This is a genomic window from Chitinophaga sp. GbtcB8 (genome assembly GCF_019091455.1).
Classification (GTDB): domain Bacteria; phylum Bacteroidota; class Bacteroidia; order Chitinophagales; family Chitinophagaceae; genus Chitinophaga.
On record NZ_JAGXJN010000025.1, the window covers coordinates 1 to 26,626 of the forward strand.

The 26,626-nt window shown below is 47.8% G+C and carries 22 protein-coding genes and 1 tRNA gene; 12 read left to right on the forward strand and 11 right to left on the reverse strand.

All coding sequences use genetic code 11. From position 1 onward, the window contains the following. Positions 1–274, reverse strand: a 274-nt coding sequence (locus KVT36_RS20200) for a GTP-binding protein (RefSeq protein ID WP_217605266.1), incomplete at its 3' end; no start/stop codon positions are given. A gap of 250 nt (positions 275–524) precedes the next feature. Between KVT36_RS20200 and KVT36_RS20205 the strand changes: the two genes are divergently transcribed. Beyond that, the gene (locus KVT36_RS20205) at positions 525–1,526 is read left to right on the forward strand and encodes an alpha/beta fold hydrolase (RefSeq protein ID WP_217605267.1); all 1,002 of its coding nucleotides are present in this window, start codon (positions 525–527) and stop codon (positions 1,524–1,526) included. Positions 1,527–1,545: 19 nt separating this feature from the next. On the opposite strand, the gene KVT36_RS20210 is transcribed toward KVT36_RS20205, so the two are convergent. Further along, positions 1,546–3,774: a patatin-like phospholipase family protein gene (locus KVT36_RS20210; RefSeq protein WP_217605268.1), complete on the reverse strand. Its 2,229-nt coding sequence runs from the start codon at positions 3,772–3,774 to the stop codon at positions 1,546–1,548. 115 nt (positions 3,775–3,889) lie between these two features. Further along, complete coding sequence (locus tag KVT36_RS20215; protein WP_217605269.1) at positions 3,890–4,954, reverse strand: COX15/CtaA family protein; 1,065 nt, start codon at positions 4,952–4,954, stop codon at positions 3,890–3,892. Between the two features lie 145 nt (positions 4,955–5,099). On the opposite strand from KVT36_RS20215, the gene KVT36_RS20220 reads away from it, so the two are divergent. Further along, on the forward strand, positions 5,100–7,373 hold the full coding sequence (locus KVT36_RS20220; protein ID WP_217605270.1) for a patatin-like phospholipase family protein: 2,274 nt from the start codon (positions 5,100–5,102) through the stop codon (positions 7,371–7,373). Positions 7,374–7,623: 250 nt separating this feature from the next. Next, a complete protein-coding gene (locus KVT36_RS20225; RefSeq protein WP_143080912.1) occupies positions 7,624–8,061 on the forward strand; it encodes a hypothetical protein in 438 nt (145 codons plus the stop codon). Positions 8,062–8,102: 41 nt separating this feature from the next. Here KVT36_RS20225 and KVT36_RS20230 read toward each other — a convergent pair whose 3' ends face one another. Continuing rightward, complete coding sequence (locus KVT36_RS20230; protein WP_254640107.1) at positions 8,103–11,111, reverse strand: glycoside hydrolase family 3 N-terminal domain-containing protein; 3,009 nt, start codon at positions 11,109–11,111, stop codon at positions 8,103–8,105. 259 nt (positions 11,112–11,370) lie between these two features. Here KVT36_RS20230 and KVT36_RS20235 point away from each other — a divergent pair, with 259 nt between their 5' ends. From KVT36_RS20235 to KVT36_RS20245, 3 genes are all read left to right on the forward strand, one after another. Then, positions 11,371–11,958 carry an adenylate kinase gene (locus tag KVT36_RS20235; RefSeq protein ID WP_217605271.1) on the forward strand — a complete coding sequence of 196 codons (588 nt, stop codon included), beginning with the start codon at positions 11,371–11,373 and terminating at the stop codon, positions 11,956–11,958. Between the two features lie 190 nt (positions 11,959–12,148). Continuing rightward, the gene (gene obgE / locus KVT36_RS20240; protein WP_217605272.1) at positions 12,149–13,135 is read left to right on the forward strand and encodes a GTPase ObgE; all 987 of its coding nucleotides are present in this window, start codon (positions 12,149–12,151) and stop codon (positions 13,133–13,135) included. Between the two features lie 128 nt (positions 13,136–13,263). Next, positions 13,264–13,698, forward strand: a complete 435-nt coding sequence (locus KVT36_RS20245; protein WP_089907089.1) for an acyl-CoA thioesterase — start codon at positions 13,264–13,266, stop codon at positions 13,696–13,698. Positions 13,699–13,700: 2 nt separating this feature from the next. Here the strand turns inward: KVT36_RS20245 and KVT36_RS20250 are convergent, their stop codons facing one another. Then, a complete protein-coding gene (locus tag KVT36_RS20250; RefSeq protein ID WP_217605273.1) occupies positions 13,701–14,933 on the reverse strand; it encodes a multidrug effflux MFS transporter in 1,233 nt (410 codons plus the stop codon). A gap of 102 nt (positions 14,934–15,035) precedes the next feature. After that, on the reverse strand, positions 15,036–15,959 hold the full coding sequence (locus KVT36_RS20255) for an acyl-CoA desaturase (protein ID WP_217605274.1): 924 nt from the start codon (positions 15,957–15,959) through the stop codon (positions 15,036–15,038). Positions 15,960–16,141: 182 nt separating this feature from the next. Here KVT36_RS20255 and KVT36_RS20260 point away from each other — a divergent pair, with 182 nt between their 5' ends. Together KVT36_RS20260 and KVT36_RS20265 are read left to right on the forward strand one after the other, a co-directional pair. Then, a complete protein-coding gene (locus KVT36_RS20260) occupies positions 16,142–16,882 on the forward strand; it encodes a hypothetical protein (RefSeq protein WP_217605275.1) in 741 nt (246 codons plus the stop codon). After that, positions 16,879–17,547 carry a DUF2306 domain-containing protein gene (locus KVT36_RS20265; protein ID WP_254640108.1) on the forward strand — a complete coding sequence of 223 codons (669 nt, stop codon included), beginning with the start codon at positions 16,879–16,881 and terminating at the stop codon, positions 17,545–17,547. The genes KVT36_RS20260 and KVT36_RS20265 overlap by 4 nt, the downstream gene beginning before the upstream one ends. On the opposite strand, the gene KVT36_RS20270 is transcribed toward KVT36_RS20265, so the two are convergent. The 3 genes from KVT36_RS20270 to KVT36_RS20280 form a co-directional block, all read right to left on the reverse strand. After that, complete coding sequence (locus KVT36_RS20270) at positions 17,530–18,654, reverse strand: hypothetical protein (RefSeq protein WP_217605276.1); 1,125 nt, start codon at positions 18,652–18,654, stop codon at positions 17,530–17,532. The genes KVT36_RS20265 and KVT36_RS20270 overlap by 18 nt on opposite strands. Before the next feature lie 101 nt (positions 18,655–18,755). Continuing rightward, a tRNA-Thr gene (locus KVT36_RS20275) sits at positions 18,756–18,828 on the reverse strand. 123 nt (positions 18,829–18,951) lie between these two features. After that, entirely contained in the window at positions 18,952–19,326 is a 375-nt protein-coding gene (locus KVT36_RS20280; RefSeq protein WP_217605277.1) for a hypothetical protein, read from the reverse strand. Positions 19,327–19,664: 338 nt separating this feature from the next. On the opposite strand from KVT36_RS20280, the gene KVT36_RS20285 reads away from it, so the two are divergent. Then, positions 19,665–20,432, forward strand: a complete 768-nt coding sequence (locus tag KVT36_RS20285) for a DUF72 domain-containing protein (RefSeq protein ID WP_217605278.1) — start codon at positions 19,665–19,667, stop codon at positions 20,430–20,432. Positions 20,433–20,856: 424 nt separating this feature from the next. Here KVT36_RS20285 and KVT36_RS20290 read toward each other — a convergent pair whose 3' ends face one another. After that, entirely contained in the window at positions 20,857–21,162 is a 306-nt protein-coding gene (locus tag KVT36_RS20290; RefSeq protein ID WP_217605279.1) for a YbaB/EbfC family nucleoid-associated protein, read from the reverse strand. Between the two features lie 95 nt (positions 21,163–21,257). Between KVT36_RS20290 and KVT36_RS20295 the strand changes: the two genes are divergently transcribed. The 3 genes from KVT36_RS20295 to KVT36_RS20305 are packed head-to-tail and all read left to right on the forward strand — an operon-like array spanning position 21,258 to position 26,207. Beyond that, positions 21,258–22,496 carry an NAD(P)/FAD-dependent oxidoreductase gene (locus KVT36_RS20295; RefSeq protein ID WP_217605280.1) on the forward strand — a complete coding sequence of 413 codons (1,239 nt, stop codon included), beginning with the start codon at positions 21,258–21,260 and terminating at the stop codon, positions 22,494–22,496. 8 nt (positions 22,497–22,504) lie between these two features. Continuing rightward, positions 22,505–23,611, forward strand: a complete 1,107-nt coding sequence (locus KVT36_RS20300; protein WP_368670036.1) for a DUF2891 domain-containing protein — start codon at positions 22,505–22,507, stop codon at positions 23,609–23,611. A 28-nt stretch (positions 23,612–23,639) separates the two neighbouring features. After that, positions 23,640–26,207, forward strand: coding sequence for a DUF3857 domain-containing protein (locus KVT36_RS20305; protein ID WP_217605281.1), 2,568 nt, complete (start codon positions 23,640–23,642; stop codon positions 26,205–26,207). 89 nt (positions 26,208–26,296) lie between these two features. On the opposite strand, the gene KVT36_RS20310 is transcribed toward KVT36_RS20305, so the two are convergent. Continuing rightward, entirely contained in the window at positions 26,297–26,626 is a 330-nt protein-coding gene (locus KVT36_RS20310; protein ID WP_217605282.1) for a Dabb family protein, read from the reverse strand.

Consider the following 26,626-nt stretch of genomic DNA (forward strand, 5'->3'; position numbering starts at 1 on the left):
CGTCGGCCATTTTCAGTACGCCCTCTACCTCACCGCCAAAGTCGGCGTGGCCCGGTGTATCAATTACATTGATCTTTACATCTTTGTACACCACAGATGCGTTTTTACTGAAGATGGTGATCCCACGTTCCCTTTCCAGGTCGTTACTGTCCATGATCAGGTCACCGGTTTCCTGGTTAGCCCGGAAAACGTTGGTCTGATGGAGGATCTTGTCTACCAGGGTGGTTTTACCGTGGTCTACGTGCGCAATAATAGCTATGTTACGGATGTTCATATAAGTCTTGTACTATAGAATTTTACAGGGGCATTAGGCCCATCTGTGTAAATGAAGGCGCAAAGGTACTAAAATATGTGGAAAGAATGGGGGAAAGTGTTTTAAATAAATGTGATCAAGATGTTAATGTTCATATAATAATTGAATACTATGATTCTGAAGGGGTTGCAGGGCAGCGGCCGGTAATAAATTTGATCTTTGCGCGGGCATTACATTTGTACTAATCAGCCAACGGTTAAAAAATATTCCCATGCACTTTAAAAAATACTACCTGCTGGTATACTTATTATGTTACTTTACCGGTATCATGCAAGCCCAAACCATTCCCCCGCAGGATGCTACCCTCTCCGGCTACAACTACCCCTACCCGGTTCATTATATTACCTTAAACATCCAGGGCCAGCACCTGAAAATGGCCTATATGGATGTGCAGCCTGCCCAGCCTAACGGCAAGGTGGTAATGCTGCTGCATGGCAAGAACTTTTGCGGCGCCTATTGGGGCAGTACCGCTGCCGACCTGCGTAAAAACGGCTACCGCGTTATTATCCCTGATCAAATAGGTTTCGGCAAATCTGCCAAACCAGCGCACCTGCAATATAGCTTTCAGCTGCTGGCACAAAATACCAAAGCCCTGCTGGATACCCTGCACATTGCCAAAACCGCGGTGCTGGGGCATTCCATGGGTGGCATGGTAGCCGTACGTTTTGCATTGATGTTCCCGGAAGTAACGGAAAAGCTGATCCTGGAAAACCCCATTGGGCTGGAAGACTGGAAAGTAAAAGTACCCTACCAGTCCGTGGATAAGTGGTACCAGTCTGAATTAAAACAGGATTATGAAAAGATCAAACAATACCAGCTGGATAATTACTATGCCGGGCAGTGGAAACCTGCATATGAAAAATGGGCGCGGCTGCAAGCCAGCTGGACCAAAGGACCCGATTACCCGCGTGTAGCCTGGAATGCAGCGCTCACCTATGATATGATCTTTACCCAACCGGTGTATTATGAATTTGAGCACATCCAGGCTCCTACCCTGCTGATCATTGGCCAACGCGACCGTACTGCCCTGGGTAAAGCCAGCGCGCCGGAGGAGGTTCGTAAAACTTTAGGTAATTACCCCGAGCTGGGTAAAAGCGCCGCTCAAAGAATACCGCATGCCCAATTGGTACCCATTGAAGGTGTTGGCCATTTGCCGCATGTGGAGGCCTATGAGCAGTTTATAAGCGCGTTGCTGGCGTTCCTGAAACAGTAAACACCAGCATATTAACACATCATTTCATCAGCTTCAGCACATAATCAAACGAGGCCTGGTTGGCAGTATTATCCAGGGCGCCGGCAATATCTATCTTTTCTCGGGAGGTAAGGTGCCAGCTAAGAGCCGCTGCTTTATCTTCCTTCTGCGGCACATACTGGAAAATGATGCGGTGGAATTTTTCGGGAAAATATCCTTCCATATAATTCACCTGGTTATCCTGTTCAAAATCCTGCATGGCGCTCCAGTGCTGCTGCATGGTGAACAACGGATCAAAAATGAGGTTGCTCAGCGTTTTTGTTTTTTCTATAGGGCGTATATCGTTCTTACGGGTATCGCGTACCTGTATGTACACTACCCCGCTGGTGTTTTCATTTATCCACTCCCGGAAAGTATATAAAAAACGCAGGTTGGTTTCCTGTCCAAAATTGTCGCGGATACCGGCATCCATTACATCCACAATGGGGTCACTGGGCAGGAATACATTGGGCAGCACATAAGGGAAAGTAGCGCACATGCGTATGGCGCTGGTAACACGCAGGTCCATGGCATGCTGGGCGGCAAAATACTGGGTAAAGTCCACCCCATCCACATCCCGTACTGCGCGGGTAGGATATTTATATTCCGGCGCGCATAAATAGCTAATGGGTTGCGGGGAAATTAACAGGCGGCGGCCATCTGCATTTATAGTGGCATTCCAGATCAGCATGGGTATAATGGCCCGCTGCTCCGGCAGCTGGTAATCCCGTATGGTTTTTTCCAGCACATGATCCGTATTATCATTCAGCTGCATTTCAAAAGCATAACCACGGTCTTTGGCGTAGCGGTTGGCGCCTATTTTAAAAGAGCGGAAAGGCGTAATAAAATCATTTACAGCCAGCGCTGAAAAAACAGAGTTCAGCAGATCGCGGGAGATGCGTTCCGTATAGGCAGTGTCCTGTATATTCATGGGTTTGCCCAATTGTTTCAGGTGGTAGAGCTCCCGGTAGTAAGAGGCGCCCATCATGCCACCAGATGCGCCGGTGAACAGCATGGTATGGTCCATAAGCGCGCCGTGGGTAAGCGTATCCAGGCGCTGCAGCACATTCATAGACCAGGCGGCCGCCCGTATGCCACCGCCGCTGAAGTTCATTACAACCAGCCGGGGCTTTGTACCGGGCGGAAATTTAGCCTTCCACTGTTCCAGTATTTTAAGGGTGCTGTCCTTATCCCGTTTGGCCCGCTCTTCTGAAAAGAACTGCTGCAGGCTGTTTACATCGTATGCCGGCCGTTCTTTAGGCTGCCGGTAGTTTAAGCCATAGGCTTTATTGCGGTTGTCCAGCAGGTTGTTCACTGTCATCCAGTTCAGCACAAACATCATTACCAGCAAAACCGGTATGGCCCAGGTTTGCAGCAGGTAGGCGTAAGCGCCGGCTATCCCTATCAAAAAAGCAAAAAACACCATTACACTGGCGCCGGCAGGGATCCGGCAAACATTGTAATCCATTAAAAAAGCCAGTATCACCAGGAATACCAGGGCGCAGCCTACAGTGATCATGGCGGCAAAGTGGTGCTGTTTTAAAATGCTGTCCAGGTAATGTTTGTTATAGTGATCCACATTACGGGCGCGGCGTATCCTGAAAGGGGAAGAAAAGTAGTTGTGTACGGGCAGCGCATTTTCATCATGCTCCTGCCCGGGTTTCAGCACGGTCCTTAAAAAATTACGGGGGTTGCCAAAGCGGCGCTCCAGGCGGCGGCTAATGTTCTTATCTGCATTAAAAAAGTAAAAGAAGGAGAAAAAGATCACGAATAATACCCCGCAAATAAAACCCTCTGCCAGCAGCAATATTTCCGGCACGGTGCTGAGCTGCTGGTAGCGCTGGTATTGCCAGCCCCGTACCAGCAGGCATATGAGGAACGTAAGCGGGATAATGGAATTATTTAAGCAATAGCGGAAAAATGGCTGGGAAGTAGTGGCCAGGAATTTAAAACGGCTGGTATGCAGTATAAAGGTGGTAATGTTCCAGCTCATAATAAAAAAGCCGGTAGCCAGGCCCAAAAGGGTAGTACTGTAAAAATTTACATTACCCAGGTATTCCGGCGCCAGGTACAATGCATCGCCTCCAAAAACCTTGGCAAAACCACCGTTAATGGTACTGAAAAAAATTGCCCAGAAAATAAGCAACACCTGGTACTTGCGAAAGTGCAGCAACAGCAGCTGTATAGGGAAGGAGTAGTAAGTTTTAACCAGCAGTAGTTTCAATTTCACTTGAAGTAGTTTGATGTCCTCATGGTCAAGTGAAACGTCCGTTTTGGTATTTAGCGGGTCCGTTTCTTCCCCAAACCAATTGCAGATAAACTTACGAAAAAATAGTGGTATGTTATTAGGAAACGGGCTTACCTGTAAGCGCCGGTTTTCCATTACTTAAGAACAGCGTCCATACCAATGCCAGTAATAATAACATGCCGGTGAACTGGTGCAGCACGGCCAGCAGCAGCGGTATTTTTACCACGCTGCCCATAACCGTTAATACCCCTAATAATACCTGTAACAATACCAGCAGCAAAGGCAGGTAACGGATGCGGTGCAAACGGCTGTAAACCGGTGTTTTAGCTGCATTCCACCACCAAACGGCTACGCCAATGGCTATGAGGTAAGCCAGGCCCCGGTGAATAAATTGCACGGTAATATGGTTCTGTGTTATACTTTCCAGGAAACCGCCCTGCTGCATACCTGCGGGCCACCACATACCGTTAATATCCGGCCAGGTGCTGGCAGCAAGTGCAGCGTGCAGGCCTGCCATAAATGCACCATATATCAGCTGCAGGGTTAATAACACGAGCAGCCAGCTATTTAACCGGCGCAGGGAAGGGGAATAAAGTATAGCCGTTGCCGGTGTGCTGATCTTCAGCGCAAACCACAGCACATAACATAACAGCAGCAGCGCTGCAATGAAATGTACGGCCAGGCGGATGTGGCTCACGTACAAATTTTCCTCATTCAAACCGCTCTTTACCATAATCCAGCCAATGGCGCCCTGCAGGGCCCCCAGCAGGAACAGGATGATCATGGGATTTACCATGCTCCTGTCTATCTTCTTTTTTATAAGGAAATAAATGAACGGCACTGCAAACACAAGGCCCATTAGCCGGGCCCAGTCGCGGTGCAGCCATTCCCAGAAGTAAATGGCCTTAAAGTCAGATAAGGTGAAATGGCTGTTCACATAGGTGAACTGCGCAATCTCCTTGTATTTATCAAAAGCAGCCTGCCAGGCTTGTTCATTCATCGGGGGCAGGGCGCCCAGGAGGGGCTTCCACTCTGTAATAGACAAGCCGGAACCGGTAAGGCGGGTAATGCCGCCCAGTAATACCTGGATAATGATCATGCCTACGCCTGTATATAACCAGATGGCTACAGGACGGTGCTGCTGCAATGTGCTTTTTTCCATAAACGCTGCAAAATTAGGTCAATTTGCAATTGGAAGTGAATAACTGTGTGCGGCTGTTCTGAAAAACAACCACTCCCGTTTTTAAAATTTGTTCCCTAATTTGAGCAGATCGAATAACTGATTGTCATATCCAAAGCCTTCAGGTATGTTACTATCACTTTACAGAACAGCCATACATTGCCTACGCCAGTTCACCGTTTACCTGCGCCTGTTCTCTGTGTTTGCAGCTGCTATTATATTGCTGATGCTGGCGGCCTGGTGCTTCTGGTGGCTTCCGCAGGGCATAGATATTATTGTAAAGGCTACAGAAACAAAGTGGAGCGGCATAGTGGTTTTACTCATGCTGTTCTTCTGGGCTTATGTGAACTGGTACTCCGGCCGTATAGTTGCTTACCGTAAAGATCTGCAGTATGGCTGTTTTACAGGCTGGCTGTCGCGGCAGCTTATTTCACACCTGCCGCGTATACTGGGTTATTTATGCTTTGCTGTTACTGCGCTGGCTATTTTGCAATGCCCCGTGGGCATAGGCCCGCTGGGAAGCTGGTTATGGGCACTGCTGGGCCTGCATTTGTTACTATATATTGGCATTAGCTATTGGATGATCCGCTGGGGTAATGCACTGCGCAAACGCAAAAAATTAATGCTTGTTTGCACCGTGCTGCTGGTATCTATTTTTGTGGCCATTGTATTATGCGGGTGGCTCAATACGGTAACTTCCCTGGTGGCAGGCATTACCTGGATGCAATATGCCGCCCTGTTCCTGGTAAATAACCGCAGCAAGCTGGTGCTGCGCAGCAACCGGTGGACGAACCCCCTGTTTGTGCGCGTGCTTAAAACCGTGTGGAACAACCATAAAAAAAACAACAACAGGTCCAGAACAGCAGAGGAAGCGCTGCTGTTCGTAATCTTCAATGTTATTTCCGTACTGGCCACCATCTGTTACCTTACCGCTATTTTTTACCTGCCCTTTGCCAATCATATTGGCAGCTTTCCCTTTGCATTGCTGGCTTTGGGCGTGCTGCTGGGTTTTTTCAATATCATCTCGCTGTCCTCTATGCTATCGGGCATTAATGTAACAGTGGTATATATTGTGCTGCTGGTGATCCTTGGTTTTATATTTGAGCCGCACTACGCACGTATTATAAAAGACCGTGAAAACAACACCCAGCTGTTTGATAACCGGCAGCACCTGGAAGAATATTTTATTCACTGGGTGCAGCAGCGGCAGGCCGTTATACAACGTGATAGTATTTACCCGGTATTTTTTGTGCTGGCAGATGGGGGCGCCTCCCGCTCCGGTTACTGGACGGCCGCAGTGCTCAGCCGACTGGAAGAAGGCTCCAACAGCCAGTTCTCAAAACACCTGCTTTGCCTCTCCGGTGCATCCGGCGGCAGTGTTGGTAACAGCACCTTCTTTACTTTATTACAAAAACGCGACAGCATTTACCGCAGGCATCATACTCTGTTACGGGAAGCGCAGGATTACCTGAAATCCGACTTCTTAACGTATACCCTTGCGCGTATGATGGGGCCTGACCTGTTCCGTCCTGTGTTTCCCTTTCCTTTTGTGTATGACCGTGCAGCAGCGCTGGAATATGCTATTGAAAACGCTGCACCGGATTCTGTGATCATGCGCAAGGCATTTGAGCAAAGAATGTCGGCGCTTGTAACCCGGCAGCAGGATAGCGCTTACACCTTACCCATATTATGTATTAACACTACGCGCATGCAGGATGGCGCGCCCGGTGTAGTAAGCAACATTAATATTGATTCTACCATCTTTGGTAAACGGATAGATGTGCTAAGCCTGTTAAAACCCGGGGAAGATATGCGCCTGAGCACTGCGGTAGTATTAGGTGCGCGCTTTCCATACATAAGCCCTGCCGGCCGCATACACGACAGCTATTTTGTAGATGGCGGTTATTTTGATAATTCAGGCGCCGGTGTAGTGCATGAGATGATATTAAAGCTGAACCAGTGGGTGCATGACAGCAGCAGCTATTACCCGCAGCTGAAAAACCTGCAGCTGCCTAAAAAGCTGCGCTGGTATGTAATACACATCACCAACTCCAGCCGGGAGCCTGTGCAGCTGCACAAAGTACATCCCCTGGTAAATGATCTGCTGGCGCCGGTGCAAACACTCATTGGTTCTTACGGCACACAAACCATTGTAAATAACCTGCGCCTCATTAATTATTTGCGTGAGATCAATAAGGATACCACTTACTTTCCCATCTCCCTTTATGAAAAAAGTGACAGCAATACCTATGCTATGAACTGGGCCATATCTGATACGACCATACAAAAGATGAATGACCGTTTATATCGTTATCCGCGACTGGATTCGCTCATCAGATGGATCCGTTACAATTTTAACCTGCCCGCCGGAGAAGTGTCAGAGTTACGTCAAGAAATTTAAAGGCCCTAAAAAATTTCTATAACGGCAACAGCTATATGAACGTTTGATTTTCAGTCGTTCATGCGCCGGTTGTATGGTTTGCGGACATTTATGTACAAACAATCCATCATAAATTTTTAATGGGTGCATAACGTTCTGTTAACATATGATGTACTATCTTTGCGGCGACAAAAACAAAAAAACAAAAAAGGCATTAAGTATTAGCTAATACTGCCCCCGAAAAATTTAAACATTTAAACAACTTAATGTCATGAAACACATGTCCAAAACCGCTACTATGGCTATTGCTGCCATGCTATTAACTGCAACCGGTGTTGCTGCTCAGGAACATACTTTTGCTCTGAACACAGCCCGCGCTACTGCTACGCATTTTTCATCTGATGTGCCTAGCAATTTTAAAGTGAACATTTCCCAGCCCAGGAAAGATTCCCTGGTATTTCGTGTAAGCGTTGAAAATCCCGGTGCCGACAAAGTAATACTGCTGATAAAAGATCAGAACCACAACGTATTACACCGCGAAATTATCCCCGCTACGCCTGTATTCATGGGCCGTTACAACCTGCAGGGCTTAGAAGACGGTAACTATACCTTTGAAGTAAGGAATGGTAAAAATGGTGTGATCCAACGTTCAGTAGAGATCAAAACCCAGCTGTCTGTAAACAGGTTGGTATCTGTAGAAAGCAAATAGTATGCTGTGAATGGTGCAGTGCCTGCACTTCATTATTCACCCTACTTCATTGCTTTGTATAATGTTTCTAAAATTTGTTCTCGAACGTGCAATGTGCTTAGTTTGAGATTGGCGCCGCCCAAAGGGCATACCCGGTTACTAAGGAATACAAACACCAGTTTATACTGTGGGTCTACCCATATACAGGTTCCTGTGAACCCGGTATGCCCGAAAGTAAGGGGGGAGGCGCTAGCCGCCGGATAAGGATCTTTGCGATGTGCATTATCTCTTTCCGGTTTGTCGAAACCCAGGCCACGCCTGCTTTGCGGCGTACCATAGGCACTGAACATTTGAATTGTTTCCGGTTTAATAAACTGCACATCATTATACCGGCCCCCGTTCAGTAACATTTGTAACAACACCCCGAGATCATTCGCGTTAGAAAACAATCCTGCATGACCGGCAACGCCGCCAAACATGGCTGCACCAGGGTCGTGTACATCACCACGTATCAGCTGCATGCGGAATGTATGTTCAAATTCCGTGGGCGCTATACGTTGTAGTGGAAAACGTTCTCTTGGGCGGAAACCAGTGGTTTCCAGCCCCAGGGGATCGTAAAAGGTTTCTTTTACATATTCATTCAGCTTTTTACCGGTAAGCTGCTCTACGATCTTGCCCAGGAAAATAAAATCCATATCGCTGTACACATAACCCTGGCGCGGATTCAGCTTGCTATCCAGCATGGTCTTATACATCACTCCCACGTAATTGCTGTCCATATACATATGATCTGCTACCCGTACGGTATGCAGTGAATCCGCATCTTTATGGTACAGCACAGAATCCGGTATGCCATTATTATACAATGTTGCCTTATAAAAAGGAATATACGCCGCCAGGCCGGCCTGGTGCAGCAGAATATCGCGGATGCGCATGTTGGCTTTATCCGTACCTTTTACAATAGGTAAATAATCGCCCAGCTTAGCATCCAGCTTTACCTTGCCTTCATCATACAGGCGCATAATGGAAATGGTGGTAGCGCAGATCTTTGTTACGGATGCCAGGTCATAAATAGAGGACGGCGTTACCTCTTCCCAGCGGTTGTATTCATAAAAGCCAAAACATTTATCGTACACTACACGCCCATCTTTCAGCGCCAGCACCTGGCAGCCCGGGGCTGCCCCCTGGTCTATCATGTTTTTGGCAATACCGTCTATTTCGTTTAGCACGGCTGATCTCATGCCCACTTCTTCCGGCGTAATTTTAGGCAGGGTAATAAATTTAGGCAGCTCATAGGTGATGCCACTGCCGGAGGGAATGTTGCACACGGTCACCGGCAATTTTCCCTTAGGTGCTATTTTGCCAAACAGGATGTTGGCAGCTGCTTTCTGCGTAATATCATCATCTTCATAAGCAGCCATAATGGTAGGCGCTTCGCAAAAATATTGCAACGCATAGGGGTTGCCAAAGGCTACCAGTACAGAAGGCATTTCCTGCTGCAGCTGCCGTACCAGCACTTTTTCTGCTACGGTAATACCAAAGCTATTAGCCGGGCGGCGGTTATAATTATGCAGGCTAATGATCACCTGCTTATAATCCCGCTGCAGCTTGTTCATCAGCACCGCTACTTCCTGTAAGCTCTGGCGGTTGGTAAATACAAACACATCCGCATCCGGGCGGTAGCTTTTAACCGTTTCCAAAAAGGTATTGGGCCCATCTGCACCTACGGCTACCACGGCCATCTTTTCTTTCTTAACAGGAAATATCTTGAAAGGCACCAGGCGGTTATCATTCTTTACCAATGTAATGGCCTGTTCTGCAATCTGTTTCTTTAAAGTATCTGTTTTAGCATTCAGGTCATCGGTAAGGTGATCCGTATCTATAACCTGCGGCTGATTAAGCCCCAGGTTATATTTGGCTACGAGCACTTTTTTTACACGTTTGTTCACCTCCGCCCAGCTGATCTGCCCGCGTTTTATACCGCGCATAATGGCGGTCACACTGCCTTCTGCCGTGGAGGGCAGCACCAGCAGGTCGTTACCGGCCAGCAGGGATTGGAATGCTTCTTCCCCTTTGGAGTAAAACTTGGCAATGCCCTTCATTTCCAGCGCATCGGTTACTACCAGCCCTTTAAAGTTCAGCTCATTTTTAAGCAGCCTGGTGGTAGCATTATAAGAGATAGAGGTAGGTGTATTAGGCCGCTTATCAATAGCTGGTACATACAGGTGCGCCACCATAATGGAACCTACGCCGGCTGCAATAGCCTGCCGGAAAGGGTATAGCTCCAGTGAATCCAGCTCCGCGCGGCTTTTGCCTATCACCGGCAGGTCCAGGTGAGAGTCTACATCCGTATCCCCGTGGCCGGGAAAATGTTTGGAGCAGGCCATAATGCCTGCGGCCTGCATACCCTGTATGGTAGCCACACCCATGCGGGCTACCTGGTATTTATTTTCCCCGAAGGAGCGGTCGTTAATTACCGGGTTGTTGGGATTGTTGTTCACATCCATGTCCGGCGCAAAATCAATATGAATACCCATGCGGCGGCACTGTTCTCCCAGCAGGTGCCCGTATTGCCAGGCCAGCGTGCTGTCCTGCAGGGCGCCCAGCATCAGGTTGCGGGGCAGGCTTATAACACTGTCCAGCCGCATGCCCAGGCCCCACTCGCCATCAATAGATACCAGCAGGGGCACTTTGGAAATGGATTGATAATAGTTCGTTAGCCGGGCCTGCCGCACCGGGCCGCCCTGGAAAAAGATAACGCCGCCTACTTTATTGCTGCGGATGTCATTCACCACTTTATCAATATGATCCTGCCCCAGGTTGGAATGTGCGCGGATCATAATAAGCTGGGCTATACGCTCCTCCGGCGTAAGCGTGTTAAAAACGCTGTCGGCCCATTGGGCTGCCGGATCATCCTGTCCGAGCGTATCCTTTTGTTGCTGCAGGGGCGCCGGTGAAAGTGCTACCTCCTGTGAAAATGTCTTGTCCTGCAATGTGGGCCCCTGCTGAACCGCCTGTCCTGTCATGAAAAACCCTGTGAGGCCCAGTACCATAAATTGCTTCCTCATCATGCCTATAAACATACAAATATTTATATGAGGTTCAACGGATTAATAAAATAAATTATGTATCTGTTTAACGTGCATAAAATAAATGCTTTATACTAAAATCATATTTCAAAAATTTTTATCTTTTTAGCTAATTTTTTAAATGTTGTTAATTATTCCGATAAATTGTTTTATATTATTTAAGCAACGGTAATTTTAGTTACCAGAACATTCAATAGTTTGTTATATTTGCAATCTTGCTTAATTAAGTTTTTTAAAGAACATGGTCAATATTATTTTATTTGGCCCTCCCGGTAGCGGCAAGGGTACACAAAGTGCTAACCTGATCCAGAAATATGGCCTCATTCACCTGAGCACCGGCGATCTGCTGCGGAGCGAAATAGGCGCCCAGACCCCTCTGGGAATGGAAGCTAAAAAAGTGATGGACCAGGGCCAGCTGGTTCCGGATGAAGTAGTAATAGGCATGATCAGTTCCAAACTGGATGCCAACCCGGAAGCCAGAGGTTTTATATTTGATGGTTTTCCCCGCACCTCTGCCCAGGCAGAAGCGCTGGACAAGCTGCTGGCTTTAAAGAAAACCAGCATAGCCGCTGTACTGAGCCTGGAAGTACCGGAAGATGAGCTGATCAAACGCCTGCTGAACCGGGGCCTTACCTCCGGCCGCAGCGATGATGCCAGCGAGGAAATTGTGAAGGCACGTATTGTGGAATATCATAATAAAACTGCCCCGGTGGCTGATCACTATGCCAAATATGGCAAGTTTAAAAAGATCAAAGGCAACGGCAGCATTGAGGAAATATTCAGCCTGCTGAGTAAAGAGATCGATGAGCTGGTGAGCGAGAAGGTGTAGTTAGCAGTTGGCTCTTAGCAGTTAGCGGTTACAGAGCGGAATATACAAGCAGTTTGCAGGCCCTGCCTGCGTAAAAATATCATAACGCAAAGATCGTAAGTAGCGTGATTGTTTCTTTTCACGCAAACTTCCCGATCTTTGCGTTTTTATTTAAGGCAGGGCGGCCCCTGCCACCCGTAAATTGAAGGTTTTGGAAAATTTTGTAGACTATATACGTGTTTTTTGTAAATCCGGCAAAGGCGGCGCCGGCAGCGCCCATTTTATGCGCACCAAGTTTAACCCGCAGGCCGGGCCTGACGGGGGCGATGGTGGCCGCGGCGGGCACATTATCCTGAAAGGGAATTCCCAGTTATGGACCCTGCTGCACCTGCGCTGGTACAAGAACGTAGTAGCAAAGGATGGCGGCAATGGCAGCCGCAATAACTGTACGGGAGCCGATGGGGAAGATATTATTATTGAGGTGCCACCCGGCACCCAGGTGCGGGATGAAGAAACCGGGGAGCTGGAAGCAGAGATCCTGAACGACGGGCAGGAAGTGATCTTAATGCCAGGCGGCATTGGCGGCCGGGGTAATGCCTATTTTAAAACATCCACTAACCAAACGCCGGAATATTCCCAACCTGGTGAGTCCGGCCGAGAAGGCTGGAAGGTGCTGGAGCTGAAAGTACTGGCGGATGTAGGGCTGGTAGGTTTTCCCAACGCCGGCAAGTCTACCCTGCTTTCTACCATCACCGCTGCCAAACCTAAAATTGCCGATTACGCATTTACTACCCTTACCCCTAACCTGGGCATGGTAGCTTACCACAATAACCAATCATTCTGCATTGCCGTCCTGCCGGGTATTATTGAAGGCGCCCACGAAGGCCGTGGCCTGGGGCACCGTTTCCTGCGCCATATAGAACGTAACGCCGTACTGTTATTCCTGATACCGGCGGATAGTAAAGACCACCGCGAGGAGTTTGACATTCTGTTAAATGAGCTGGAACAATACAATCCTGAGCTGCTGGATAAACAATTTCTGCTGGCCATCAGTAAAAGCGATATGCTGGACGAGGAGCTGAAAGCCGCCATAGCTGCGGAGCTGCCGGCAGATGTACCGCATGTGTTCATATCCTCCGTTACCCAACAGGGGTTGAATGAGCTGAAGGATCTTTTGTGGAAGGCATTAAATAATTAATAGACGGCGCCTATACCTGCATAAATAATATCACTTAAAAAATTCTGGTTTATTGTGGACCTTTGCACTGTCATTCAATGCGAGCAGCCCCTCCCTATTCCAATACTTCTCTTAAAAAAGGATTTTTTATGCAAACACAAGGACCCGAATTAAAATTCCGCACCCGCAGGTGGGTGAAACCGGAAGATCTGAACCCCAACCACACCTTATTTGGCGGCAGCTTACTGAAATGGATAGACGAAGAAGCTGTGATCTACGCCATTCTGCAGCTTAACAACCCGCATGTGGTTACCAAATTTATTTCAGAGATCAATTTCATAAGCGCACCCCGCTTAGGCGATATTATTGAGCTGGGCATAGTAGCTACCCACTTTGGTACTACTTCTATTACGCTGAAATGTGAGGTCAGGAACAAGATCACCCAGGAACCGGTACTGGCTATTGAAAAGATGGTGTTTGTAAATGTGGATGAAAGCGGAAAGCCCGCCCCACACGGTAAAACCGCCATTACTTTTGCCAAAGACCGGTTAAAGGACAATCCTGATCCTGCAAGGCTGAATTAAGCTCAGGCGGAAAGATCGCAGAGCACCGTTTTACGGGCATCTCTAATCCGGATCACCCGGGTGCCGGCTAGTAAAATGCCCATTGCCAGCAGGGAACAGCCAGCCATTACCCCCGTCATAGGAAAAGTAGTATGATCTATTTTGCTTAACAGGCTCACTGCTACAGAGGCCAGCGCACCTAACCCCATTTGTAAAGCGCCCATGAGCGCAGATGCACTCCCTGCATTTTTAGAGAATGGCGCCATGGAAAGGGCCGATGCATTGGGGAAAATAAACCCTGCGCATGACAGGTACATGAAAATAAGCACCAGCGTACCGCTAAATCCTATCCAGCCATTTGTACTGGCAGTTACCAATACCAGGGCTATAATAGTTTGAGTGATCAATGCGGTTACGATCAGCTGCTCACTCTTATACTTTCTGAGCATTACACTATTCACCTGCCCCGCACCTATCAAACCCGCTGCCAGCAAAGCAAATATGAGACTGTATTGCGTGCCGGACACTTTAAAGATCTCCAGGAACACATTGGGCGACCCTGCTACATACGTCAGCAATCCCGCAAAGGAAATAGCGCCGGTTAAAGCGTAGGTGGTAAACCGCGGCTCCCGTACTACGGAAAGAAAGCTGCGTGTAATAGGTCCGGGCTTTAAAGAATAGTTGGGATCCGGTGCGCTGCTTTCCGGCAAGCCCCAGAAAGCGGCGGCCAGTATTACTGCGGCCAGCGCTGTAAGAATTATAAAAATGTAATGCCAGCCCAGGAACTCACTTACATACCCGCCAATGGCCGGCGCCAGCATAGGCGATGCGCCCACTACCAGCAGCAGCATGGAAAATACTTTAGCATTATCCTCTACCGGGAACAGGTCGCGCACCATAGCGGTAGAAGCTACCGTTGCTGCACAGCAGCCTAATGCCTGCAAAAAGCGCAGTATGATCAATGCCTCTACAGACGTGGCCAGCACGCAGCCCAATGATGCCAGCAGGTATACCAGCAAGCCTATATGTAAAGGACGTTTTCTGCCAAAACGGTCCAGCAGCGGGCCATACAGCAGCTGCCCTGCAGACACGCCAATAAAAAAGCTGGATAAAGAAAGTGCTACTGCTGCAATATCGCTATGCAGATCTTTGGCAATTGCCGGGAAACCCGGCAGGTACATATCAATAGAAAAAGGCGCCAATGCTGTCAAGGCGCCTAATATGATGATGAGGAAAAAATATTTGCTCTTGGTCATACTGCCCGGGTCTTGGTTATACTTCACAAAAGTACACAACGTGTATTTGAGAGGTATGTACCAAACCCCGGTATTAGTTGTACTTATACCGGATAGGTTTCCCTAGTTTTCCGATTGATATTCCGGCGCCGGTATAGGCACTTTATTTCCTGCAGGTTGGTTCAGCTTGTTACTCTCCTTCACTTTCACCGGTACGCCGCGTATATCCCATACAATACCCAGCGCGCCTAAGGTGCGGATGATATAGTAAGTGATATCAATTTCCCACCAGTAAAAACCCTGCTGTGCAGCGCTTTGATAATAGTGGTGGTTGTTGTGCCAGCCTTCACCCAGCGTAACCAGCGCCAGCACCAGGCTGTTGCGGGATTGATCGCCGGTTTTATAACGCTGCTTACCGATCTTATGCATCAGGGAGTTAATGGTAAAGGTCCCGTGAAACAGTATGATGGTGCTCAGGAAAAACCCGATCAGCAGGGTAGAAACACCTGCACCCCAGTCAAAGAAGCCGGTACCGTTCACTTTGTTGCCTACCAGGTATACTGCCAGGGCTAAAACTACCGGTGGTACAAAATGATATTTGTTGAGCCAATACAGCTCTTTATGTTTCATATCCTTGATGAGCTCATAACGGGTAGGTTTGTATTCCGGCCCCATGATCCAGCCAATATGCGCATACCAGAAACCATACAGGTTTGCAGAGTGCGGATCATCCGGTGTATCGCTGTGTTTATGGTGAACACGGTGATTAGCAGCCCACCACAATACCCCTTTCTGAAAGCTGCTTTGCGCGCCGCCTGCCAGTATAAACTGGAAAAAACGTGATGTTTTAAAAGCGCGGTGAGAGAAATACCGGTGATAACCGCCGGTTACAAAAAACATGCGTACTACATACAGCGCCGCACACAAGATCCAGTCAAACGCCGTTACGTGTGTAAAGAAAGCCAGTAAAGGTATCAGGTGCATGCCCATGAAGTCCATCTCATGCAGCCATTTAGGCCGCTCCCTGTGTTGTTTTGTGATGTTCATTATTCAAAAGTAGGATGATAGTTTGTTTTATCCAATGATTTAAATCATATGGTAACGTACTGTTAAGATATGGTTCATTTATAAAATTAATACATATCCGGATTATAATAAGAGATTAATACACTTTGATGTAAATAAATTACCATAGAATTACTTTATTTTACGTCAAATCCTGAATACCTGTGAAATACATCACCGCTACCCTTGTGTGCGCCGTAATCCTGGGCGCATGTTCCGCACCGGCTTCTGCACCCGCTATTGCTACAGACAGTACTGCTGTTGCAACCAAACCACCGGAAGAAAATGCCGAAGGCATTTATAAAGGCGATTTTGGCGGAGCGCCCATTTTCATCACCATCAACTATACCAGCCAGAATCACCTGGCAGGTTATAATGTACATAAGGGTTTGCGGCGCAACCTTAGCGGAGCGCTGAAACAGGAAGGGGATAGCTGGGTGGTTACCCTGAATGAACCTGGCGATCATCCTTTTGACGGGCATTTTAAACTGGTGTTTGATAAAGAGTTCACTACTGCTAAGGGGCATTGGGAGCCGTTGGATAAGAAAACGTTGCAGGAAAAAAGCTTTACGCTGAGCCGGGTGAAATTAGCTGATGAAAATAGGGATGCCAGTGTACTGAACTATCCCTTTACCAGTGAGCAGGGCGAGATGTACTTTAATGAAGATGGCAGCTGCCTGTTCGACTATTATTCAAAAGTAACTGACAGCTCTTATGCCGAACAATCCATTACATTGAAAGGCACCTGGGAGCAGAAAGGGGACACCGTGCATGTGAACTGGCAGCCCAATGAACAATTCCCTAAACGTAACAGCATTTTTATCTTACAATTTAACGAGGACAAAACATATTCCACCGGCTTAGAAGGAGAAAATATTACATTCAATAAGATGATAGCCGGATGATGCTGCAATACATAAAACGCGGTTTCCTTTTTGTATTTACTGCGCTTATACTTTACGGTACCTGGTTAATGCTGCGCCTTAGCTGGCCCTATACATCCCTTAACCGGTACACGGATTTTCTGATGACCAAACAATGGGTATACCATATCCGCCACTGGCGGCTAAGCTTTTATACACATGTGTTCATTAGCAGTGTGGTATTGATCACCGGGCTGTTGCAGTGCAGCTGGTACTTGCTGAAAAAATATCCCCGCCTGCACCGTACTTCCGGTAAAATATATGTGTTAACAGTGCTTTGCCTGAGCGGGCCCAGTGGGCTCATCATGTCTTTTTATGCAAATGGCGGAATAGCAGCCCGTATTAGTTTCGTGCTGTTATCCTGCTTATGGCTGGGCAGTACGTATATGGGATGGCGTTATGCCCTGCAAAGGCGCTGGCAGCTACATGGCCATATGCTGCTGCGTAGTTATGCCTTAACGCTTTCAGCACTTACATTAAGGCTGTATGCTTACCTGATAGATGTGTTCAATATTCCCCTGCATCCTAAAGATGCATATATCCTTATTTCCTGGTTAAGCTGGACGCTGAACCTGTTGTTCATGGAAGCCAGGATCCGTTTTTTTCTTAAAAAGAGAATTGCCCTGCTGTTAACGCATACCCAGTAAGGCCGGCTGTTTGGCAAAATGGCCGCCCGCTTCCAGCACATAGTATTCCTTATCCAGCTCTTTCATTTCTATGATCTTGTTATCTTCAAATCCTGCCCGGTACGGATCTTTTTCATATTGCATCTTAAACTGGGTTACCTGCACATCGCCATTGGGTTGTATGGTGGGTATCCGGTAAGGCTCCTCCAGTTTTTCGCGTCCGCCTATTAACATTTTTTGTATCAGATTACCCGTAGTGGTATAGCTGCATATGTAGTACAGGGGATCGGCCTCTGAATCGCCCAGCTCTTCCCGCGATGCATAAATGAGGGTACGCACGCTATCCGTACTTTTTACTAATCCAACGTAATAAAATTCATTCCCTACCTCGCGTGAAAATTTTTCATCGCGCATTTCAGGTATATAACGTTCAAAGTCGTACGCAATGTAGCGGTCTTTCAGGTTGTGTGCATATTCCTTATCCAGCACTACAGGCAGATCCAGCACCTCAAATTCTCTGCAAAAGAGGTTCCACTGTAGCTTTTCCGGGTCCGTAGCGCCACCAAATGCGTTAATAATAATGTGCCGGAAATCCCATCCTTCATGGTCTCTTATGTTCTTCAGATCCGGATCATTGAATATATTTTTCAGATTGCTATACCCAAATTCAATAGCAGATACCAGGTAGTATTTGGCTTTTTCGTTATGTCCTAACCGGGAGTACGCGCAGGCCTGGTTGTATAACACTTTGTGCAGAGGGGTATAGTCCAGCAGCTCCGCGATGGTATAGGCATTGGTGGCTTCCAGCGGCTCATTGCTATCCAGCAGGGCATTGCCTAATTCATAATAGGCTTTGGCCTGCGGCTGCAGCAGAATGGAGTTTTTAAACAGCGTAATGCTGGCGGCCGGGTTCTTTTTATTGCGGTAAGTATCAATGGCTTGCAGAAAGATCTTGTCGGCCTCCTTATGTTTAACGGCGCTTTCTTTTAATACCAGCTTCACCGTATCCCGGTTATAGAGGGATGAAAGCTGTAAATGAATAGCGCTGTTGTTTGCAGCAGTATGGATGGCAGTTTGGTGGCATGCAGTAAAAACTGCGCTCAGCAACAATAGGGATAAATAACGCATAACCGGAAATGATTAGGGTATAAATATAAATAGAATTTGTTTAATATGTGGGGGATATAAAAAAGCGGATGGCAGTTTGAATTACCATCCGCTTTTCACTGAGCCAACCATGGGATTCGAACCCACGACCTACAATTTACGAAACTGTTGCTCTACCAGCTGAGCTAGGTTGGCAGCTGGCTACAAATTTAGTGAACACTTGCGGATTAATAACAGCAGTCCGGAAATTTATAATTATTGCAGGCAGGGGATCAATAACATAGCCGTACACAGGCAGTGCTTATTTTCCTTAGCCATTTATTGAGGATTGATCTGTGTATGCCCGCTTAGCTGCTGTTGTATAAACTGGTTATACAGGGAAGCGGGTATCAGTGAATATAATCTTATGCGGTTCACCGCATCTGTAACAGGTATGGCAGATAATGCCGGTAAAAAATGCGCTTCAATAGCGCTTTTCACCACTGCATTACCCCGCTCATACAGGCGGCCAGCCAGCTGCAAACAAGGTATGGCCCGGCTGTAATGCCGCTCCTGTAATTGCTGCAGGGTATAATTGCTAAGGCAGGTAACTGTTTCGTATATATGAAAAACAGCCGGGAACTGGTGCAGCGCTTTGCGTAGTACCGGTACGGTATCTTCTATCAATGCAGGTACTTCATATTGATTGATCATAACATACTTTTTAATGCTTCAGGATCTGCACCAGTAACTGTGCCAGTAAACTAACGGCTACCGCACACACCAATAGATAATACATGGTTTTGGGGGCTGCTACAGGAACTTTTTTTTGCGGATGCATATAAAGTGTTTCCCCCTGGTATGCCAACCTTGTTCCAATTTGTAACGCGGCTGCACCAATATGACCCCAAACCTTCTACAGCACATCATTACAGCCGCTCTGCCGTAAACAGCGTATAAGCCCTGCCTGCTCCTGACCCTTCCGTTTCTGCAAACAGTTTTCCATTTCTGAAAACAGGCATCCATGTTGTATGGGTTTTAAAAAGATTGTTATGAGAAAGTCGCGCATCCCCGCCTGCCACATTGGTACCTCCGGCTGGAGCTATAAACACTGGAAGGGGGTGTATTACCCGGAGAAGCTGAAACCCGTGGATTACCTGCACTTTTATAGCCAGGAGTTTGATTGTACAGAAATTAATACCAGCTTTTACCATCTGCCCAAAGAACAAACCGTGCTGAACTGGGCGGCTAAAGTGCCGCCCGGCTTTTTATTCTGTCCCAAGCTAAGCCGCTACATTACCCACTTTAAAAAACTGCATGACCCCGCAGAAGGAATGGAAGTATTCTTTAAGGTTTTTGATCCGGTTGCAGAACGGCTGGGACCTGTTTTAATCCAGCTGCCGGCCCAGGCAAGCTTTAATGCAGGTGTAACAGAAGAGTTTTACCAGCTGCTGTCCACCACCTATAAACAATATGATTTTTCCATTGAAGTGCGGGACAAAAGCTGGTTCAGCAAGCAAAGCCTGGATTTAATGGAGCATTATGGAGTGGGATTGGTAATAGCTAATTCCGGTAAACGGTTCCCTTATAAAGAGGCCGTCACTGCCCGGCATATTTACCTGCGCTTTCATGGCCCCGCGGAATTATATGCCTCTGGTTATGCGGGCCTTACGCTGCGGGCCTACGCACGTAAATGCGCCAAATGGCTGCAGGAAAAACACACCCTATGGATCTTTTTTAACAATGATGTGCATATGCACGCCATAGAGAATGCGCGTACACTTAAAACCATGCTGGCGGAAGAACGGGATAAATTGTGAGGTAATTCCTTTATAAATGTTTGGTAGCTGCAAGTAAAAATATGGATGAAAGGCCGTACCCTTCAGTTGCCAATTGGTAACTGCTGCTGCAAAACAATGCTTTTTACAGGTGAACGGCTTTCGAAAACGGGAATTTGATTTACGTGATCGGGAATTTAATGGCTGCGCTATTGCAGTCCAATTGGTATCCTTCCCTCCTAAAACAGCCCTTTTATTGCTATGCAACCCTAGTGACATCCCTCCCCCCTACATAAAACCCTACCCGTTTTACCACCCGGTTTATTCCTGTAAGGTTTAACCCAAAACCCTGACCCGAATTGCGCACGGGTTGCACCCGAATATCACCCGAATTACCGGGCCATTTCATACTCCGGGCCTCCTGCCACACAATGGCCATCATCCTACCTTTTCCCTCATCATTTCCTTACATCCCCAGCCCGCCCAGCATACCACCGGCCAAACCTTTCATCTCGCTTTCCCAGAGGTTTTCCGCATTTTTCAGGGCCCGGTTCAGGGCGGTTATCAGCAGGTCTTCCAGCTCCTCCTTGTTACCAGGGGTCAGCAAATGGTCGGCAATAGTAATATTCTTTACCTCGCGGTTACCGGTTACAGCTACCTTAACAGCGCCGTCGCCGGCTTCCCCGTCCACTGTTACATGGGCCAGTCTTTCCTTGCCTTCTTCCATTTTTTGCTGGGCTTCCTGCAGCTTGCCAAAGAGATCTCCAAACATAAACTACTATTTAAGGTTACAAAGATAGCATATGGCGTGTTACAAGGTTTATGCCCCAATTCCTTATCTTTCAGGCCAAATTTATAAGAGGAAAAATGATCGAAACCAAAGTTTGTATCATCGGTGCGGGGCCGGGTGGCGCTACAGCCGCCCTGCAGCTGGCGCAATTGGGTATTGAATGTGTGGTGGTGGATAAGGCTGTATTTCCCCGCGACAAGGTATGCGGCGATGGTTTAAGCGGTAAGGTACTAACAGCGCTGGAACAGATTGACCCTGCTATTGCCCGGCGCCTGCAGGAATTTGCCCCCAAACAGGATAGCTGGGGCGTTACATTCGTATCCCCCGGACGCACCAGCATGGAGGTAGCCTATAAACCCAATTACAACCTGCAAACAGATGAACCAGCGGGTTTTGTATGCAAACGCATTCACTTTGATAATTTTATGGTGGATGAGGTAAAACGCCGCCCGGAGATCCGGCTTTTTGAAGGCGTAACCATTGATAAATATGTGCTGCAGGATGATGGTTACCTGGTAACCGATACTACCGGCAACTTTTCCGTAAAAGCCCCCCTGCTCATTATTGCCAACGGCGCCCATTCCTCGTTCACAAAAGATGTAGCTAACATCCGTATGGAGCCCGCCTATTATGCTGCCGGCGTACGGGCCTATTATAAGAATGTAAAAGGCATGCATGCCGATAGCTTTATTGAGCTGCACTTTTTAAAACCCCTGCTGCCGGGTTATTTATGGATCTTCCCCCTGCCTAACGGGGATGCCAATGTAGGTATGGATATGATCAGCGAAGCCGTGCGCAGTAAAAAAATAAACCTCAAAAAATTATTAACAGATACCCTGGAACAGGATCCTGTGTTCAAAGAGCGTTTCCGGGAGGCTGAAATAGACAGTCCCATAGAAGGTTATGGACTTCCGCTGGGCAGTAAGAAAAGAAAATTGTCCGGGAACCGTTATATGTTGGTAGGCGATGCTGCTTACCTGGTAGATCCGTTCACCGGGGAAGGTATTGGCAATGCCCTGTATGCCGGCCGTATAGCCGCACAGCAGGCTGCCGCCGCGCTGGCAGCAGGTGATTTTTCGGAAAGCCGGCTGGCCGCTTATGATGAGCGGGTGTACCAGGTACTGGGGCCGGAGCTGCAGCTAAGCCACCGCCTGCAAAAGCTGGTAAAATATCCAAGGCTCTTTAACTTATTAATGAAAATGGGGACGCGCAACAAACAGCTGAAAGAGTTAATATCCTGTATGTTCTATGAAGTGGACCTCCGTAAAAAGCTGGCTAAACCCTCTTTTTACGTACGATTGTTGTTAAACAAATAATCTGACCTGTGAAAAAAATCTTATTGGCAACGCTGTGTAACATCAGCATGTTAACCGGTTACGCACAAGAAACATTGTACAACCAAAACGCTGCCGGCCATTTACAGCTTACGCCCGCCGGCGCTTCCCACCTGGCCGGGTTACCGCTGCGCTGCATGCAAAAAGAGTTTCCCTATAAAACAGGCGTTACCTTTTCCGATAGCTCGCTGGTTACAGATCCTAAAGTATACCACCCTGCCTTTTACGGCTGTTACGACTGGCATAGCAGCGTGCACGGGCACTGGATGCTGGTACGGTTGTTAAAATCATTTCCCGGCCTGCCGGAAGCCACCACCATCCGCACCAAGCTGGCAGAGAACCTTACAGCCAGCAATATTCATGTTGAACAACGTATTTATTTCAATAAAGAAAATAAAGGTTTTGAACGTATCTATGGCTGGAGCTGGCTGCTGCAGTTACAGCGGGAGCTGCTTACCTGGAAAGATCCTTTGGGCCAAACCCTGAGCCATAACGTACAACCGCTGGCACAGCAGTTTTCCAGCGCCTACATTGCTTTCCTGGATAAGCTGGTGTATCCCATACGGGTGGGCGAGCATACCAACCTGGCCTTTGGCCTGCGCCTGGCCTGGGATTACGCGGTAACCGCACAGGATACGGCCCTGCAAACGGCCATCCGCAAAGCAGCCATGCGTTTTTATGCACAGGACAAAGGCTGCCCCATTAGCTGGGAGCCCGGCGGGTACGATTTCCTGTCGCCCTGCCTGGAAGAGGCAGACCTGATGTGGCGCATTATGCCGGCAGATCAATATAAAACCTGGGTAAAGGAATTTTTACCGGGCCTGTTCGCCACGCCCATTACCATATTAAGCACCGCACAGGTAAAAGACCGTACAGATGGTAAGCTGGTGCACCTGGATGGCCTGAACCTGAGCCGCGCCTGGTGCCTGTATGGTATTGCCCGACATGTGGATCAGAACCAGGATGTTATTAAACAGCTGGCGCACCACCACCTGGAAGCCGCGCTGCCCCATGTGGCCAGCGGCGACTATGCAGGCGAGCACTGGCTGGGATCTTTTGCTGTATATAGTTTAACGATAGAGAATAATGACCGCTGAGATTTGCTTGTTTATTTAAAATTCATTCATGTACCGATCCTCCTATCCTTATACAATCCCGTGGCTGTTGATGTTACTGTGCCTGCCCTTACTGCTGCATGCACAGCGTAACAATTTTACCATTACACCCGGCCCTAAATGGCTGGCCCCCTATACGCCGGACCTTAATAAAAAGCCCAACCTGCACGATATCAGCAGCGGGTACTGCCTGCTGCTGCTGGAAGAGCAGCACCATGCAGAAAAGAAAAGCGTTTACCAGCACATCATACGCCAGATAGTTTCAGAAGCCGGGGTACAAAATGGCGCAGAGGTATCTGTAGACTATGATCCCGCTTATGAGCAGCTGCAATTTCACCAGCTTATTATACGCCGCGATGGTAAAATACTGAACAAGCTGAGTGCAGGCCAGTTCCGCATTCTGCAGCAGGAAAAAGAGCTTTCGCGTTTTATATACAGCGGCGTGTACACCGCCTATTGTATTATTGAAGATGTGCGCAAAGGCGACCAGATAGAATATGCCTATACCATTACCGGCCGCAATCCCATTTTTGAGGACAAATACTTCCGCACCTTTTACTTTGCAGCCTCTGAGCCTATTTTAAATTATTACAAATGCCTGATAGCCTCCACCGCCCGTAACATACAGTTCAGGTCATTTAACGATGCACCTATGCCGGTAAAGAGAACCTGGCAGGGCATGAACCTGTATGAGTGGCAACCCAAACATATTGCAGAACCGGAAAGGGTGGATTACAGAACGCCCTCCTGGTACGATAATTATGCTTATGTAGAGGCCAGTGAATACAGCGGCTGGGAACCCATTGTGAACTGGGCCCTGCAGGTAAATGCCACGCATGACCTAAGCCCCGCTTTACAGCAGAAAATAGCAGCCTGGCAAAAAGAAACCGGCGATAACAAGGCGCTGTACATGCAAAAGGCCATCCGTTTTGTGCAGGACGATATCCGTTATATGGGCATTGAAATGGGCGAATACTCCCACCGCCCCAGCCAGCCCGGGAAAATATTAAACCAGCGCTTTGGCGATTGTAAAGATAAATCCCTGCTGCTTTGCACCCTGTTACAGGCCAATGGTATTGATGCCAGCATGGCTTATGTAAATACATTTGCAAAAGCCTCGCTGCGGGAATCGCTGCCCTCGCCGGTACTGTTCAATCACGTAATTGTATCTGCCAACTTAAGCGGCAATCATTACTGGATAGATCCTACCATTAATTACCAGCGCGGCACCATTGATAACCTTACGGTGCCCGACTATCAACTAGCGCTGATCATAAAAAAGGGCACCAATGCATTAAGCAGTATAGACCAGCGCTATAATGGTACAGTACGCATTTCAGAAACCTTTGTGCTGCCGGAAAGCAATAAAAAGCCCGCCCACCTGCAGGTGCTTTCCAACTACAGCCTGCAGTTTGCAGATGATCAGCGGGAGAATTTTGCAGAGAACAGTATGAAAGACCAGGAGCGCGCCTTCCTGGATTATTATAAAGGATTGTATGGTGATGTGCGGGCAGACAGCGGCCTGCAGATTGAAGATGCAGAACCCGAAGACCGCTTTGAAGTAGGCGAGTATTATACCATTCACAATCCCTGGAAAGCCGATACCACAGCGGCTAACCACCAGCAGTTCCATGTGCAGGCCCGCATATTAACAGATATGCTGCCCCGGGTACCGGACGATAATCATACACAGCCACTGGCGCTGAAATATCCTTACTCGCTGGACTATACCATTACGCTGCAAATGCCTAATGACTGGGCCATGGATAATGCCAGCATGCACGTAAAGAATAAATACTACCGTATTGATTTCACCTCTGCCGTGAATGGCCGCACCGTTACGCTGCATTACCAGTATAACTCCTACCAGGATCATGTGCCGGTTGACTACCTGACCAATTACGTGGACGACCGTAACCAGCTGGCTGAAATAGGCGGCTTTTACCTGTACTGGGATCCCACTGCCGGCAGCAGCACCTCCCCTGACGGGCATAAAGGTATTAGCTGGGTAATGCTGGTTTTATGCCTGCTGTTTGCAGGCATCTTCAGCTACATGGCCATACGTTTTTATCATCGCTCTGTATTCCCGCTGCAGTACAACCCGGAGTCCTGGGCTATTGGCGGCTGGCTGTTACTGCTGGGTTTTAGCATTACATTTTCCCCGCTGGGCATATTAGTGGATATAGTACGGAGCGGCTTTTTCAGCAATGCCACCTGGGAGGCGGTAGTGCATGCGCAGGATGCGCAGGTAAGGCTGCTGGTGTTTATAGCGGAGCTGGCCTGTAATGTATTCCTGTGCGTATATGCTATATTGTTAGTGCTGCTGTTTTTCAGAAAGCGGGATACTTTCCCTGCAGCCTGTATTGTTTTTTTTGCGGCCGTATTAAGTGTACAGGTGCTGGATTATGTAGCGGTAAGCGCTTTAAATAACAATTATGCATGGAGCAAGGACCAGATCAGCAGTATAACCAGGGGCATTATAGGAGCCGCCATCTGGATCCCTTATTTACTGCGGTCGGAAAGGGTGCGTAAAACCTTTGTAGTGCCGCATCCGTCTGCAGTGCAGCGGAATTGGTGATGAAATGTAAAATCTTAAATGTAAAAGTGGAATGCTACAGATCGCTGCATTCCACTTTTACATTTATCATTTAAAATTTTACATTCTCCCTAATAATCTATCGTCTCAGAATCAAAGATCACCACCTTCTCCCACAGGTGTTTGCATTCTTCTACAAACTTCACGTGAATGGGATGTTCCTGGTAAATATCATGATCGGCCTGGCTGTTAAACACCGTTAGCTCGCAATAGCTGTAGCTGCGGTCTATTACCGGGCGGTCTGTGCTGGCGGGTTTGCCCAGGTTAAATACCTGTACGGCTTCTATTTTTCCCAGCTCGCTCACCCCATCTTCAAACTTTTTAACATCCGCGGCAGAAAGGCCTGGTTTCAGGTAAAAGTTCACTACGTGTACAAACTTTTTATCAGTTGCTTTTAACAT

Excerpts from the sequence above, each read along its gene's own strand:
- KVT36_RS20220 (WP_217605270.1), top strand. The coding sequence starts at position 5,100 with ATGTTACTATCACTTTACAGAACAGCCATACATTGCCTACGCCAGTTC.
- KVT36_RS20235 (WP_217605271.1), top strand. The coding sequence starts at position 11,371 with ATGGTCAATATTATTTTATTTGGCCCTCCCGGTAGCGGCAAGGGTACA.
- KVT36_RS20310 (WP_217605282.1), bottom strand. The coding sequence starts at position 26,626 with ATGTTAAAAGCAACTGATAAAAAGTTTGTACACGTAGTGAACTTTTAC.
- KVT36_RS20265 (WP_254640108.1), top strand. The coding sequence starts at position 16,879 with ATGATGCTGCAATACATAAAACGCGGTTTCCTTTTTGTATTTACTGCG.
- KVT36_RS20280 (WP_217605277.1), bottom strand. The coding sequence starts at position 19,326 with ATGATCAATCAATATGAAGTACCTGCATTGATAGAAGATACCGTACCG.
- KVT36_RS20295 (WP_217605280.1), top strand. The coding sequence starts at position 21,258 with ATGATCGAAACCAAAGTTTGTATCATCGGTGCGGGGCCGGGTGGCGCT.
- KVT36_RS20305 (WP_217605281.1), top strand. The coding sequence starts at position 23,640 with ATGTACCGATCCTCCTATCCTTATACAATCCCGTGGCTGTTGATGTTA.
- KVT36_RS20250 (WP_217605273.1), bottom strand. The coding sequence starts at position 14,933 with ATGACCAAGAGCAAATATTTTTTCCTCATCATCATATTAGGCGCCTTG.
- KVT36_RS20230 (WP_254640107.1), bottom strand. The coding sequence starts at position 11,111 with ATGATGAGGAAGCAATTTATGGTACTGGGCCTCACAGGGTTTTTCATG.
- KVT36_RS20290 (WP_217605279.1), bottom strand. The coding sequence starts at position 21,162 with ATGTTTGGAGATCTCTTTGGCAAGCTGCAGGAAGCCCAGCAAAAAATG.
- KVT36_RS20225 (WP_143080912.1), top strand. The coding sequence starts at position 7,624 with ATGAAACACATGTCCAAAACCGCTACTATGGCTATTGCTGCCATGCTA.
- KVT36_RS20215 (WP_217605269.1), bottom strand. The coding sequence starts at position 4,954 with ATGGAAAAAAGCACATTGCAGCAGCACCGTCCTGTAGCCATCTGGTTA.
- KVT36_RS20245 (WP_089907089.1), top strand. The coding sequence starts at position 13,264 with ATGCAAACACAAGGACCCGAATTAAAATTCCGCACCCGCAGGTGGGTG.
- KVT36_RS20285 (WP_217605278.1), top strand. The coding sequence starts at position 19,665 with ATGAGAAAGTCGCGCATCCCCGCCTGCCACATTGGTACCTCCGGCTGG.
- KVT36_RS20205 (WP_217605267.1), top strand. The coding sequence starts at position 525 with ATGCACTTTAAAAAATACTACCTGCTGGTATACTTATTATGTTACTTT.
- KVT36_RS20270 (WP_217605276.1), bottom strand. The coding sequence starts at position 18,654 with ATGCGTTATTTATCCCTATTGTTGCTGAGCGCAGTTTTTACTGCATGC.
- KVT36_RS20255 (WP_217605274.1), bottom strand. The coding sequence starts at position 15,959 with ATGAACATCACAAAACAACACAGGGAGCGGCCTAAATGGCTGCATGAG.